The 14,329-nt window shown below is 44.6% G+C and carries 15 protein-coding genes and 1 tRNA gene; 8 read left to right on the forward strand and 8 right to left on the reverse strand.

Going from position 1 to position 14,329, the window contains the following annotated elements:
• Positions 1-18 precede the first annotated feature (18 nt).
• The 3 genes from argJ to rpmB are packed head-to-tail and all read right to left on the reverse strand — an operon-like array spanning position 19 to position 2,545.
• The gene (gene argJ / locus Q8O20_RS01535; protein ID WP_305529703.1) at positions 19-1,206 is read right to left on the reverse strand and encodes a bifunctional glutamate N-acetyltransferase/amino-acid acetyltransferase ArgJ; all 1,188 of its coding nucleotides are present in this window, start codon (positions 1,204-1,206) and stop codon (positions 19-21) included.
• Positions 1,199-2,335 (reverse strand): TrkA family potassium uptake protein, encoded by a 1,137-nt coding sequence (locus Q8O20_RS01540; protein ID WP_305529704.1) that lies wholly within the window; start codon positions 2,333-2,335, stop codon positions 1,199-1,201. Before Q8O20_RS01540 ends, argJ begins: the two co-directional genes overlap by 8 nt.
• A gap of 21 nt (positions 2,336-2,356) precedes the next feature.
• Positions 2,357-2,545 (reverse strand): 50S ribosomal protein L28, encoded by a 189-nt coding sequence (gene rpmB / locus Q8O20_RS01545; RefSeq protein ID WP_013459236.1) that lies wholly within the window; start codon positions 2,543-2,545, stop codon positions 2,357-2,359.
• Between the two features lie 160 nt (positions 2,546-2,705).
• On the opposite strand from rpmB, the gene Q8O20_RS01550 reads away from it, so the two are divergent.
• The 5 genes from Q8O20_RS01550 (at position 2,706) to Q8O20_RS01570 (ending at position 6,983) form a co-directional block, all read left to right on the forward strand.
• Complete coding sequence (locus tag Q8O20_RS01550) at positions 2,706-3,515, forward strand: HDOD domain-containing protein (RefSeq protein WP_305529705.1); 810 nt, start codon at positions 2,706-2,708, stop codon at positions 3,513-3,515.
• Positions 3,499-4,893, forward strand: a complete 1,395-nt coding sequence (locus Q8O20_RS01555) for a chemotaxis protein CheX (protein ID WP_305529706.1) — start codon at positions 3,499-3,501, stop codon at positions 4,891-4,893. Before Q8O20_RS01550 ends, Q8O20_RS01555 begins: the two co-directional genes overlap by 17 nt.
• A gap of 67 nt (positions 4,894-4,960) precedes the next feature.
• A complete protein-coding gene (gene rpe / locus Q8O20_RS01560; protein ID WP_305529707.1) occupies positions 4,961-5,602 on the forward strand; it encodes a ribulose-phosphate 3-epimerase in 642 nt (213 codons plus the stop codon).
• Entirely contained in the window at positions 5,599-6,186 is a 588-nt protein-coding gene (locus tag Q8O20_RS01565) for a phosphoribosylanthranilate isomerase (RefSeq protein WP_305529708.1), read from the forward strand. Before rpe ends, Q8O20_RS01565 begins: the two co-directional genes overlap by 4 nt.
• Entirely contained in the window at positions 6,183-6,983 is an 801-nt protein-coding gene (locus Q8O20_RS01570) for a 3'-5' exonuclease (RefSeq protein WP_305529709.1), read from the forward strand. The genes Q8O20_RS01565 and Q8O20_RS01570 overlap by 4 nt, the downstream gene beginning before the upstream one ends.
• Before the next feature lie 9 nt (positions 6,984-6,992).
• On the opposite strand, the gene accA is transcribed toward Q8O20_RS01570, so the two are convergent.
• From accA to gpmI, 5 genes are all read right to left on the reverse strand, one after another.
• Entirely contained in the window at positions 6,993-7,928 is a 936-nt protein-coding gene (gene accA / locus Q8O20_RS01575; RefSeq protein WP_305529710.1) for an acetyl-CoA carboxylase carboxyl transferase subunit alpha, read from the reverse strand.
• A 12-nt stretch (positions 7,929-7,940) separates the two neighbouring features.
• On the reverse strand, positions 7,941-9,158 hold the full coding sequence (locus Q8O20_RS01580) for a beta-ketoacyl-ACP synthase II (protein WP_305529711.1): 1,218 nt from the start codon (positions 9,156-9,158) through the stop codon (positions 7,941-7,943).
• A 104-nt stretch (positions 9,159-9,262) separates the two neighbouring features.
• Positions 9,263-9,493: an acyl carrier protein gene (gene acpP, locus Q8O20_RS01585; RefSeq protein ID WP_013459228.1), complete on the reverse strand. Its 231-nt coding sequence runs from the start codon at positions 9,491-9,493 to the stop codon at positions 9,263-9,265.
• A gap of 83 nt (positions 9,494-9,576) precedes the next feature.
• Entirely contained in the window at positions 9,577-10,320 is a 744-nt protein-coding gene (fabG, locus tag Q8O20_RS01590; RefSeq protein WP_304738572.1) for a 3-oxoacyl-ACP reductase FabG, read from the reverse strand.
• 18 nt (positions 10,321-10,338) lie between these two features.
• The gene (gpmI, locus tag Q8O20_RS01595) at positions 10,339-11,814 is read right to left on the reverse strand and encodes a 2,3-bisphosphoglycerate-independent phosphoglycerate mutase (protein ID WP_305529712.1); all 1,476 of its coding nucleotides are present in this window, start codon (positions 11,812-11,814) and stop codon (positions 10,339-10,341) included.
• Positions 11,815-11,902: 88 nt separating this feature from the next.
• Here gpmI and mraY point away from each other — a divergent pair, with 88 nt between their 5' ends.
• From mraY to Q8O20_RS01610, 3 genes are all read left to right on the forward strand, one after another.
• The gene (gene mraY, locus Q8O20_RS01600; RefSeq protein ID WP_305529713.1) at positions 11,903-12,979 is read left to right on the forward strand and encodes a phospho-N-acetylmuramoyl-pentapeptide-transferase; all 1,077 of its coding nucleotides are present in this window, start codon (positions 11,903-11,905) and stop codon (positions 12,977-12,979) included.
• Positions 12,979-14,187, forward strand: a complete 1,209-nt coding sequence (murD, locus tag Q8O20_RS01605; protein WP_305529714.1) for a UDP-N-acetylmuramoyl-L-alanine--D-glutamate ligase — start codon at positions 12,979-12,981, stop codon at positions 14,185-14,187. The genes mraY and murD overlap by 1 nt, the downstream gene beginning before the upstream one ends.
• Before the next feature lie 64 nt (positions 14,188-14,251).
• A tRNA-Phe gene (locus tag Q8O20_RS01610) sits at positions 14,252-14,327 on the forward strand.
• Positions 14,328-14,329 lie beyond the last annotated feature (2 nt).

Here is a 14,329-nt window from a genome sequence, read left to right on the forward strand (position 1 = left end):
CTTTAGTAACGGTTAAAATTATGTGCGATAGTCAGCGTTTATCTTTACGTATTCATGCCCTAGATCACATCCGTACGCAATGAATTCACCGTCTTGTAACCCGATATCACAATGTATCGTAAAGGCACTTTTTTGCATAACGCTCGCGGCGAGAGGTTCAAGTTTTTCATCAAACAACAACTCCCCTTTTTTGTAGACGCATACCTCATCAAACCAGATACTCAAAAACGCTTCATCACACATAATCCCGCTGGCACCGACCGTAGAAGCGATCCGTCCCCAGTTGGGATCTTGACCGAACAGTGCTGTTTTAACGAGGAGTGAATTACTGAGTGCTTTCGCCGCGATTTCCGCCTCTTTATGGTTAATCGCTCCGCTTACCTTATACGTAACAAGCTTCGTAGCTCCCTCACCGTCACGTACCATCTCCTTGGCTAAAAAGAGCATAATGGATTCTAGCGCTTCTTTGAAAGCTTCCGGATGAAACACTCCGCTCTCCCCGTTCGCCATTACCAACACAGTGTCGTTCGTCGAGGTATCCCCATCGACACTCGCGGCATTAAACGTCGTATGGACACCCTCATCGAGAATACTTTGCATGGTTGTCTTATCTACCGCCGCATCGGTCGTAATAAAACAGAGCATTGTCGCCATCGCAGGATTGATCATCCCCGCACCCTTCGCCATCGCACCGATACGAAACGATTTTCCATCCTCTAATACCACTTCATAAGCGATCCGTTTCGAGAAGGTATCGGTTGTCATAATCGCTTCGGAAGCATTGATCCCCTCGCGAGCGGTAAGATCGAAATGCATCGCCCCTTCAATAATCTTCGCTTTCGGTAGACGTACCCCGATAACTCCCGTCGAACTCATCACAGGGTTTTGGATCACGGGAAATTTCTTTTGCACTGCCGATAAAACATCGTCTATATCATCGATTCCGGCACGTCCTGTCATCGCATTGGCATTTTTGGCGTTGATCAGGACAAAATTTCCTTCAAACTCTCCCTGTGCACGAAAATGGCGTATCGGGGCCGCCGTCATTTTATTGGTGGTAAACACCGAGGCAATCGCACACGGCTTTTGTGAATAGATAAAAGCGAGGTCTTTGGCCCCCTCTTTTTTTAATCCGATGTGTATCCCATCAGCAAAGAACCCTTTTGCCGCACACACACCGCCTTCAATAGCTTTTAATTTATACATACTTAAGTTCCTCCGGTTTTTCTTGTTTTTTCACCAATGCTTTGGTAAACAAAATCCCTTTCTGAGTCCCGATAACCAGCAGTTTAGACTCACTCATAACTAAAACATCCCCTTTGGGCATCGGCATCATTTTTCCGTCTTTTTTCGTAATTCCGATAACGGATACATTTGCGATATCGCGTAAATGGGTCTCTTTAAGCTTTTTAAGAACCATCCAGCTCGTTTTAGGGACAAATATCTCTTCCATATCGAGCGGAGTATCGCTTTTATATAAAAACTGCTCGAGTAAATTTTCCATGTCGGGACGTGCGGCCATTGCCGTGATACGCTGCGCGGTCAATTTCGTCGGAGAGACCACCGTATCGGAACCCAGTTTTTTGAGTTTATCGATATCGTTCACACCCTCTGCCGAACTGATAACATAATAAGGTGCAGGAATCTTATGCTCTTTTTCAAAGAGTCGCACCGATGCGATAAGGGCAATATTGTCCGCAATGGAACTCGATAACGTAATAAGCCCTTTGGCAGAACTGAGATGCGCTTTTAGCATCGCCTCTTCCGTATGGGGTTCGGCTTGAATATAATAGGGATATTTATACTGCTTTGCCAGTGCTTCCATATCTTCTCTCGGATCGATTACAACAAAAGGAATTTGATTCGCTCGCAGCTGTTTTGTCACCTGCACCGCATATTCATTATGATAGCAAATGACAAAATGCTTTTTAAGACGGGCAATCCGATACAACATTTTTCTCTCCTTCAAAATTTGCTTGAGTTCTCCGCGATTAATCACATCAACGATAATACCTATTGCTAGCGTAAATACTGCAAATCCAAAAATAATAAGGGTAATCGTGAAAAGTTTACCTAGAGGGGAAAATTCTCCCTCTCCGAGAGATCCAAATCCAACCGTCGTGAAGGTGTATCCCGTTTGGAATAATGCATTGATAAGAGTATGGCCTTCGATGTACATATAGCCGAGCGTGCCGAAAATCATACAAAGCTGGATTAAAATCAGGGGGGTTCTAAAAGGGAGAAACTGAGCGTATAACTCAGCATTCAAAGTGATATCAGGCTTGGGAGAAGGCTCCCAATTGAGAAATTTCTGTAACTTTTGAATAAGATTCAACGTATACCCTTCAGGGGACGTTTACGAATCTTTTTTCAATGTACGAAGTTCAGAAGCAGCGATTTTAAGTTTTTTGGTAGTACCGTCTTCAAGCGTTACGCGAACAGTACGAAGGTTTGGTAAAAAACGACGCTTAGTTCTATTTTTCGCGTGAGAAACATTGTTTCCGCTCATCGGGCCTTTACCGCTAATAGCACATTTTCTTGCCATTTTGAGGCTCCTTGCGTAAATTTTAGTTGCGAATTTTATCGCAGTAAACCCAAAGTTTACCTTAAGCAACGGATCAACCTCATATAAAGGCTCCTTTAATCATTAGACGATTACAATTAGCGGACTCTATTAAAATAATTAAGATCGGATGCTGTGATACGTGGTTACTCAAGAACAAATTTTGCTTTACATCCAAAATATCCCCCCTGCCCCCTTTGTCGTCAAGCAAACACTTGATTATGTACGGGTCGGTGACCTAACCAAAGCGGCCAAATGTGCAGAAGAAGATCCGGCACTTAAGCTGTATCTCAGAACGCTGGTAAACCGTCCTATCTACGGGTTTCGCAATGAAGTAAGTGATTTATCGCAAATCTTTAGTATCCTCGGTATTTCTACCGCACAACAAATTTTATATAACTATTTAATGACCCTTTTGGCTCCAAAAGAGTGGGGACTTTTCAACCTCAGTTCCCAAGCTTTTTATGACTTGCAGGCCTCACTCAGCCGTAAATGGGCAAAAATTCTTACTCATCTCAATCTTCTCAATCACGATAACGAAAGTGCTATTACCCTTTTGCCGGCCAGTATTATTGTCTGTGATGCCCTATTCGGTGAGTACAAAAGCGAAGTGGAACAGCTCAGAAGTGTTAAAGCATTGGATTACAATACTATTCTTCATAGGCTCACCAAAATGAGTTTGTTTGATATTTGTACCGAGATTGCACTAAAATGGGAAATATCCCCCTCTATCAGCCGCATCGTCCATGCCTCATCCGGCTTGGATCAAGAGTTGGCAGCAAACGACAAAATATTGGCGCAATGGATGCATTTATTGCTCTTTTATGAATTAAGCCAAAGTACGTACGTAAGTGCAGGACTCAATGAATTCGTTGAATTCCAAATTGAATTTGTCCAAGAGATATATGAATCCTTTATGCAGGTGGTGGAGTACGATGAGACCAACGGTTAAAGGGCGCATTGCCATCTTCCACCCGCAAGGATTTTTGGATGGGAACAATGCCCCCTCATTTCTCACTATCGATGATATCAAAGCGACCGAATCACTTAACATCGATATGCTTTTGGTATCACTGAAAAAAGTGATCTTTTTTAACAAAAACGGCTTGGATGTTTTTATTCGCCTTTTGGACAGTATCCGATCGCATAAGCATATAGCGGTTGGTTTATGCGATTACGATTCCGCTAAATTCGCTACGATCAATAAATTTTACGGCAGCACTCTCACTTTTTCTCTTTTCCGTACCGAAAAAATTGCCGAGCTTTTTGTGCCTAGCAATAAAAACGACTCCAAAACCGTTCTGTTGTACAATGAAGATGCATCGCAACGTTCAGCTATGGCGATTGAACTGTTCGATTACGGCCACAATCCCGTTATCGCCCAAAGTAAAAAAGAGTTTGAAGAAAAAAAGCAGAGTCCTGATCTCTATTACGCCATTATTGAAGAGACCTATTTAGGATTGTTCGGTCAAAAAATTGCAACCCGTGTTACCGGCAATGCCATTATTTATACCATTGCCAATTTTTTAGATGCTGAAATCACCGATACGTTTAACATCGCCTACCACAACAACTCTCTCAACGTCGGATTTCGACTCTTTATTTTTGACGCGTACAAAGTGGTATCGATGAATATCCATGCCCTTAACTTTTTCACCAAACTCGCCTCATCTGCGGCCGAATATAACGCTTCTATTTGTTTTGTAGGATTGACGTTTGAAAAAACGCCGCAAAGTTTTAAAAACGATCTCGAAGATGCCGGAATCATGTTTTTTGATCAAATGGAAGATATCCTTAAAAATAAAGAGTTGCTGCAAGAGCTCGGCGGAAGCAGCTCTTCTTCCTCTAAACAAATTCGAACCCTCACAAAAGCACTTATTAATGAACTCCCCGGTTTTATCGATGCCACTGTTTCAACTATTGCCATGATGACCAATGCTCAAGCGGTTAAAGAGTCGATGAACATCCAAACGTTGGAAATTAAAAACGCCGCAAATCAATACGCTAGTTCCATTGGATTTTACGGCGATTTGGACGGAATGATTATCCTAATCTTCCCTAAAGATATTGCAAAAAAAGCATGTTCACTCCTCATTGGAGAGGATAGCGAAGACGAAGAGGCGATACTTGACTCACTGGCGGAGTTTGTAAACATCATCGGCGGACGTGCAAAAGCCCTCTTGGGTGAGAAAAAAAACCGTGTCGATATTACCCTTCCTCGTACGTATGCAGATGTTAATTCTCTTTTAGAAATGGCACAAAACAAAAAAGGGGTTCAAGTTAATTTGCGTTTCGAGGGGAGCAACTTTATCTTTTTCCTCACGAGGTAAGAGTACCAAAGCTAGCTACAAATCTTTTTCGCTAAAATAACGAAAAGATTTTCTAAAGGTGTCCACCATGCTCGTTGCCCCCAGTGTCCTCTCTGCCGATTTCGGTAATTTAGCGCGCGATGTCCGTGCCATTTGTGACGCAGGGTGCGATTTGGTGCATGTCGATGTTATGGATGGACACTTTGTCCCCAATCTCACCATCGGGCCGGTTGTTGTCAGCGCGATTGCTGCGTCAGCCACTAAACCCCTTGATATCCATCTTATGGTTCAAAACAATACCTTTTTTGTCGATCTGTTCGCTCCACTCAAACCCGAATATATTACCTTTCATATCGAAGAGGAAAAGCATCCTCATCGTCTCGTCCATTATATCCGTTCACTCGGGATCAAACCGGGGATCGTCCTTAATCCTCACACCCCCGCTGAAGCGATAGAATATCTCCTCGGTGATGTTGACATGGTACTGGTTATGTCGGTTAATCCGGGATTCGGAGGCCAAAAGTTTATACCAAGTGCTGTTGATAAGATCCGACGCCTTAAAACACTTCGCGATTCCATCAATCCGAACTGCCTTATTGAAATCGACGGCGGGGTAGGCAGTTCCAACATAGCTCTGCTCAAAGATGCCGGAGTCGATGTGTGTGTAGCAGGAAGCTATGTATTCGGCTCAAAGGACTATAAAACTGCGATTGATAGCCTAAAAGTATGAGAGTCAAGATTTGCGGTATCACCAATCTTGAAGATGCCCTTCTAGCAATCAATGCGGGAGCCGATGCACTCGGTTTTGTATTTTATCCTGAGTCACCTCGCTATATATCCCCTAAAAATGCTTGTACTATCATCAAAAATCTCCCCCCTTTTGTTGAAAAAGTAGCTTTGTTTGTCAATGAAACGCCTGAAACAATCCGCTCTATCTGCCTAGAGACAGGTTGTACTTTGGCACAAATCCATTTTGATGTAACAGACGATTTTTTTACCCACATCCATTTCCCTTCACTGCGTGTTGTACGTGCCAAAAAACGAGAAGATATCCTTGAGTATGCCGATGAATACCGTCTCGTAGATGCTTATTGCGAAAGCTTTGGCGGAAGCGGAAAACGGTTGAATATCGAATGGTTCGAGGGAATTGAGTGTTCTAAAATTATCCTTGCAGGAGGACTTGATCCCGAGAATGTCGCCGATTTAAAGCCTTATGGATTTTACGGTGTCGATGTCAGCAGCGGTGTTGAAGCATCATATGGAAAAAAAGATCCCCTCCGTGTTGCCTCTTTTATCAAAAGGGCCAAAGCGTGAAAATATTAGACCCGAAAGTTTTAACCCGCTTGAGTAAAAACGGTATCCCGAAAGAGGAGTTTGAATCTTCTCTAGGCAGTGAAGCCGACCTCACCTTGGAGCTTCTCAAAGCCCAAGGGATGAATATCATTTTAGAGAACGGTGTCTATCGCTTTCGAAGTAGCACAACATCAGTTGAAGATACCCTTTTTTGTATTGTCGATGTAGAATCTAACGGTTCCAAACCCTCTCATCATCAAATCATTGAAATCGGTGCCGTGAAGCTCCAAAACGGAAAAATACTTGATACGTATGAAAGTTTAGTCTATTGCACCGATATCTCTGATCAAATTCAAGAGATTACAGGAATCAAAATTTCACAAACCCTGAAAGCCCCTTCTCTGAGTAAAGTGATGCGTGAATTTCGTCTCTTTTTGGGAGATGCCGTGTTTGTAGGGCATGATGCGAAGTTTGACTATAATTTTGTTTCGGCTATGATGGAGAGAGTCGGACTGCAACGGCTTTTGAACCGTTCATTGTGTACGATAGATTTGGCCGAACGTACCTTTGAATCGGAACGATACGGCTTAGCCTATCTCAACGAACAGCTTGAGCTTTACCGTGATGCGACACACCACCGCGCCCTCTCCGATGCCATGACGACAACCAAACTGCTCAAACGAACCCTTAAACTTCTTCCGACTTCACTACATACGACAGAAGAATTGATTGCTTTTTCAAAAGAGGCAAAAAAAATGAAACGGTTGAAACCGGAGAAAAAAGAGAAACAGGAAAAAGAGAAAAAAGGGGAAGAATAAGGAAAAACCTTATTCGGAATACTGTCCTATACTAACAAGACGGTTGTAGCGCTTTTCAAGGCGTTCTTCATCACTCAAAACTTTGAGCTCGGCAACTTTTCCTAAAAAATACTCTTTAAGGGCTTTAACGGCCCCCTCTTTATCACGATGGGCACCGATAAGCGGTTCATCCACAATATCATCGATTAAATCAAGATCTTTTAGATCTGCCGAGGTGATTTTAAGAGCTTTTGTCGCCGCTTCAACTTTCGTCGGATCGTTCCACAAAATAGCCGAACACCCCTCGGGAGAGATAACACTGAAAACAGAGTAACGCATCATAGCAAGGCGGTCAGCCACACCGATCGCCAACGCTCCACCGCTTCCCCCTTCACCGATAACGACAGAGACCGTAATCGTGTTAAGGTTAGAAAGCTCCATTAAATTGCGGGCAATAGCCTCACTTTGGTTTCGCTCTTCGGCACCCAACCCCGGGTAGGCGCCCGGAGTATCGATAAGCATCAAAAGCGGAATCTTGAACTTTTCGGCCATTTTTGCGGCACGAAGAGCTTTACGATACCCCTCCGGATGAGGCATACCGAAGTTACGTTTGAGTTTATTTTTGGTTCCGCGCCCTTTTTGTTCCCCGATGACCATCACACGCTCTTCGCCGATGGTTCCGATGTAACAAATAATAGAGAGATCATCACGAAAATGGCGATCCCCGTGAATCTCATATTTTTTATCCAACAGAAGGTTGATATAATCGAGTGCATACGGACGATCTTGATGACGCGCAAGCTGAAGCTCTTGATACGGAGAGAGATTCGCATACGTTTTTTCTACTTCTTTGTCCAACTCTTCCTTGAGAATCTCTACGGCGTGTCGGTCATAACGAACCTCTGCCGCTATGATCTCTTCTTGAATTTGACAAATATTCTGTTCAAAATCTAAATAGGTAGCCAAAGGCTTGCCCTCTTATATTTTTTTGAAAATGACAACACCGTTAGTGCCGCCAAATCCAAAAGAGTTACTCATAACGATATTGAGTTCTGCTTTTCGTGCCGCATTCGGAACAATATCCAAATCACAGTTTTCATCCGGGTTTACGTAGTTGATCGTCGGAGGGATAATTCCATCACGCATTGCCATAATACTGACAACCGCTTCGATACCGCCCGCCGCTCCGAGACAGTGACCCGTTTGTCCTTTTGTCGAACTCACAGGAGGACAGTTCTCTTTTCCTCCGAATGCGATTTTAAGAGCCGCAGTTTCATTTTTATCATTCGTCGGGGTACTCGTTCCGTGCGCGTTAACATAATCGACTTTCGGATTTCCCGCCATTTTAAGTGCCGCTTGCATTGCACGAAGTGGCCCCTCTAGGCTTGGTGTCGTGATATGGTTCGCATCACCGCTCTCACCGAATCCGATAAGCTCAGCATAAATGCGCGCACCGCGCGCTACCGCCGCATCATACTCTTCGAGTACCAATGCCGCCGCACCCTCACCCATAACAAAACCGTCGCGCTCCGCATCAAATGGTCGTGACGCGTGCTTTGGATCATCATTACGCGTAGAAAGCGCTTTCATCGATGCGAATCCGCCGATCCCGACACCGGTAATTGCCGATTCAGCCGCAACAACGAGCATTTGATCTGCACCGCCGATCATAATTGTTTTAGCCGCTTCACTGATAGCATGAGTTCCTGCCGCACATGCGGTCACCGCCGAGAGATTCGGTCCTTGCAAACCGTGATCGATCGTGATAAATCCGCCGAGCATATTTACTAATGCACCCGGAATGAAAAATGGAGAGATGCGACGAGGCCCTTTGGTCTCAAGAATAATGGAACTACGCTCAATCGACGGTAATCCGCCGATCCCTGATGCCGCATCGATACCAAAACGCTCTTTATTAAAATCTTCAGGAAAATTAGCATCCGCCATCGCTTCTTGCGCCGCTTTAATACCAAGATGGATAAAACGGTCTGCTTTTTTCACCTCTCGTGCATCCATAACCGATTCAGGATCGAAGTTTTTTACCTCACCGGCAATTTGTGCACTTTGTGTCGAAGCATCGAAAATCGTGATCATGTCAATCCCGCATTCGCCTTCACAAATTGCTTTGAATGAGCTCTCTTTATCATGACCAACGGCATTGATCATTCCCATTCCGGTTACTACTACTCTTTTCACATTCTCTCCTGATGGTAGATGGTCTGAAACTTTGGCTCCATTAAGCCAATATCTTAGACCATAAAATAAATTTGCTTTATCGAGGAAAACCTCGATAACGGTTTTTAGTTTTTGCTTTCGATGTAATTGATTACATCTTGAACAGTTTGGATTTTTTCCGCTTCGTCATCAGGGATTTCGATATCGAATTTCTCTTCAAGAGCCATTACCAATTCAACAACATCAAGGCTGTCAGCACCAAGATCTTCTACGAATTTAGAATTCTCTTTAACTTCGTCCGGGTTAACGCTGAGTTGCTCAACCACTACTTCTTTAATATCTTCCAAAAGTGCCATAATAGCTCCTGTTCCTATGAATAAAATCGCGAAATTATAACATATTTTACTTAAGAGGGAAAGTTTTCCCTTTAAGTCCCTAATTACATAAACATTCCGCCGTTGACTTTGAGGGTCTCTCCGGTGATATAGCTCGCATGATCACTGAGTAAAAAAGCTGTTGCTTCCGCAACCTCTTTAGCATTTCCGAAACGGGCCATCGGGATTTTTGCGGTAAATGCGGCTTTCACTTCCTCTTTTAGCTCATCCGTCATATCTGTGGCAATAAAGCCGGGAGTGATACAATTATAGCGGATACCGCTGGTTGCCGCTTCGATGGCAAAGCTTTTTGTCATCGCGATCATACCCCCCTTAGAGGCTGCATAGTTGGTTTGTCCCGCATTGCCTGTTTCACCGACGATGGAAGCCATATTAACGATACTTCCGAATTTTTGTTTGCGCATCGCCTTCATCGCTTCGCGACATCCGATAAATGCCGATGTGAGGTTTGCATCCAGTACGCTGGTAAACTCTTCGGCCTTCATACGCAGTGCCAGTTTATCGTTTGTGATTCCGGCATTGTTAACGAGATACGAAAGTTCACCGTCCGCATCGATAATCGTTTTGATGGCATCCATAAATGCCGCTTCGTCCGCTACGTCAAACCCGATAACCGCCGCTTGTCCGCCCGCTGATTCAATCTCCGCTTTAACCGCATCCGCCGCGCTCGCGCCGCTTCGGTAGTTGATCCATACTTTCAAGCCATAGCTTGCCAATACTTTTGCCACTTCCGCTCCGATTCCTCGGCTTGAACCTGTTACTAATACATTTTTACCGCTAAACTTCATGCACATTCCTTTTTAAATTTAAATAAGTGGTGTATCCATCTCAGATGGTATTTCAAGCTCCATCAGTTTTAGAACTGTCGGTGCGACGTTGTTAAGAGCTCCGGAATGAACTTCACTCACCCCCTCCGCCATAACGAAACACCACACTTTACCGACCGTATGGTTGGTCAAAACATTACCCGCATCATCGCGCATCTCTTCGCAGTTACCGTGATCGGAGGTGATGACAAGAGAATAATCGTTACGTTTGGCCGCTTCAATAATCCGTCCAAGTTCTGTATCCACCGCTTCGACCGCACTCACCGCCGCTTCAAAATTGCCGGTATGTCCTACCATATCGCCGTTTGCAAAGTTAACGACGATAAAATCGATCCCCTCATCCATCGCCTTTACCACGGCATCACCCACTTCGGGAGCAGACATCTGAGGCTGCATATCATACGTTTTAACCTGCGGACTCGGGATCAGTACCCGTGTCTCATTTTCATACGGCTCTTCGATACCGCCGTTAAAGAAAAAAGTGACATGGGCATATTTTTCGGTTTCAGCCGTATGAAGCTGCCGCAATCCTGCGCGAGAAATTACTTCGGCTAATGTATTTATCGGCGCGTCTTTCGGAAAAAGTACCGGATAAGGGAAATTTTTATCGTACTGCGTCATCGTTGCCAAATGGGTCGGAACAAATGTTCGATTAAATCCGCTGAACTCTTTATCTCCGATAGCGGTAGTCAATTCCCGCATCCTGTCACTTCGAAAGTTGAGGGTTAGTACCGCATCCCCCTCTTTAAATCCCTCATAGCCGTAAAATGCCGTAGGGGTGATAAATTCATCACTCTCTCCGGAAGCATAGGCATTTTCAATGTAATCGGCAACGCTTTGCTCGCTTTTTGGAGTAGCATTCACGATAGCGTCATATCCGCTCTGTACACGTTCCCATCGGTTATCTCTGTCCATACTGAAAAAACGCCCGCCGATGGAGCCGATTTTGACATTCGGATAGCCGTGTGCAGTAACGGTATGGAGAAAAAGTTTTGCCGAGGTTGGAGCCACGTCACGTCCGTCCGTGATCAGATGGAGCCACACCTCTTTCCCCTCTTCGGCAGCGATTTCCGCTACTCCCATAATATGATCAATATGTGAATGGACACCGCCATCGGACATAAGTGCAATCAAATGAAGTCTCTTGCTGGTTTTAAGCAATGAGGCAAAAACTTCATTATCGGCAAACGTTCCCTCATCAAGAGCAAGAGAGATTTTGACCAGATCCTGATACAATACCCGACCGCTCCCGATCGACATATGTCCCACTTCGGAGTTACCCATTTGCCCCTCTGGAAGACCCACACTCAAACCAAACGTATCGATCAAAGAGTAAGGGATATCCTTAAATAAGTGATCATACGTCGGTTTTTTAGCGGTATGAAACGCATTAAAATCGCATTTCGGTGAGTAACCGATGCCGTCTGTAATGACCAAAACGGTTTTTTTGCTCAAATTGACTCCTTCGATTAATCAAACTTTTGAGTAATTATATTAAAATGTCACTTGCTTTACAATTTTGTCCTTTAAAGAGTATCCTAAAATGTTATATTGGCTTTATCAAAATACCCCTATTGATTCTTTTTTCCACTTAAATATTCTTCAATACATCACGGTTCGGGCAGGAGCTGCTTTTTTTATCGGGTTACTCCTCACTCTCTTTTTTATGCCCCGCTTTATTGCTTGGGCACAACGTTCTGCACGCGTGCAGCCGATTAATGAATACGTCAGTGCCCATCAGGGGAAAGCAAAGACCCCAACCATGGGTGGCATTGTTTTTGTTGCCTCTACCGTTATCGCCTCCTTGCTGACCGTCAACATGATGAACCCTTTCGTCATCGGCGGACTCCTTACGTTAGTGTTTTACGCCTATATCGGTTTTACCGACGATTGGGGAAAAATCCGAGGGGGTGACAACCTCGCAGGCCTTAGCGCACGTGCAAAACTGACCTTCCAAATTGTTTTCGGTATTGCCATCGGACTATTTTTGATTTATATTGCCAAACTCGAAACGGGATTTTACGTCCCTTTTATCAAATCGAGCCTTTTCGATATGGGAGGATGGAGCGTCGCTTTTTGGGTCTTTGTTATTATCGCCACCTCTAACGCCGTCAACCTAACTGACGGACTTGACGGTCTAGCTACCGTCCCTTCGATTTTTGCACTACTCTCACTCAGTATCATCGTCTATATCGTCGGGAATGCCGCCCTTGCGCACTACCTCTTGATGCCTAAAATCCCTGCGGGGGAAGTGATGATTATTGCCAGTGCGCTGATGGGCTCACTGCTGGGCTTTTTATGGTTTAACTGCCATCCCGCGCAAGTCTTTATGGGTGATAGCGGTTCTCTCACTATCGGTGCGTTTATTGCGTATATGGCGATTATCGGAAAAAGTGAAATCCTCCTTATCCTTATCGGTCTTATCTTTGTCATCGAAACCATTTCCGTCATTTTGCAGGTCGGAAGCTATAAGCTTCGTAAAAAACGGGTCTTTTTGATGGCACCGATCCATCACCATTTTGAGATGAAAAAGTGGGCGGAAAACAAAATCATCGTCCGTTTTTGGATTATCTCGCTCCTCTCTAATATCTTCGCACTCATCACATTAAAGATTCGCTAATGAAAAATCAAAAAATTGCCTGTTTCGGCTACGGGAAAACAACCCGTGCCATTGCAAAACACTTCGGTCCTTGTACGTTTTTCGATGATAAAATCACCGTCCCCTCTGTCGATGAAGAGGGAAACACCCTCAAACCTGTCGGTGAATTTGACACCCGTCTCTTCACCCATGAGATCCCCTCTCCCGGTTTTCCTCCGTCGCATACGCTCATTAAAAATGCGCAGCACCTCATCAGTGAATACGATTTTTTTGCTCCGCAGATGCCGTTCTCGATTTGGATCAGCGGTACCAACGGTAAAACAACGACAACACAGATGGTTGAGCATCTCCTCAGCGACAAAGGTGCTATCAGTGGCGGTAATATCGGAACGCCGCTTGCCGACATGTCACCCGATGCTCCAATCTGGATTTTGGAAACGAGTTCGTTCAGTATGCATTACAATAATACCGCCCGTCCCAATATTTATGCCCTTCTCCCCGTTACCCCCGATCACGTGAGCTGGCATGGGAGTATGGAAGAGTATTACAACGCGAAATTAAAGCCTCTCTCGATGATGAGAGAGGGGGAAGCGGTCATCTTGCCTAAAATGTTTGCTGACGCTCCGACAAAAGGGTTCAAAATCGTCTATGAAGATGAGAAAGATCTTGCGAAGTATTTTGGGTTTGATGCGAGTAAAATTAAATTTAAAGGGGCATTCTTGATGGATGCCATGATCGCGATGGGGATTGATAAAATCCTCTACGACCGCTGCGATTATGACCGTATCAATGCCTTTATTCTCGATCCTCACCGTCAAGAGGAGTTCCGTGATGCTCGTGATCGTCTCTGGGTTAATGATTCCAAAGCGACTAATATCGATGCAACGTTAGCCGCTCTACGTACCTACAGCGATTATCCGATCCATTTGGTTTTGGGAGGGGATGATAAAGGGGTAGACCTTGAAGAGCTCTTTACGCCTCTTAAACGCTATGATCTAACCGTCTATGCGATCGGAGCCAATGCCCTCCGCCTTGAAGCGCTCTGCAAGCAATACGCTATCCCCTGCATCCTGTGTAACACTCTCGATGTGGCAGTAGAGCAGATCAGCAAAAAACATAACCGTCACAGCATTGCAATGCTCTCTCCAGCGGCGGCAAGTTTGGATCAATTTACCTCGTATGCAGAGCGTGGAAACCTCTTCAAAGAGCTGGCAAAAGCGACAAAATAGTCGTTTAAGCGGCTTTAAGCTTCTTTTTAAGCTTGTGAAGCTATAATTTCACCCTCACAAACGTGGCCAATTAGCTCAGTCGGTAGAGCAAATGACTGAAAATCATTGTGTCCTTGGTTCGATTCCGAGATTGGCCACCACC

Source organism: Sulfuricurvum sp. (genome assembly GCF_030691015.1).
Classification (GTDB): Bacteria; Campylobacterota; Campylobacteria; order Campylobacterales; family Sulfurimonadaceae; genus Sulfuricurvum.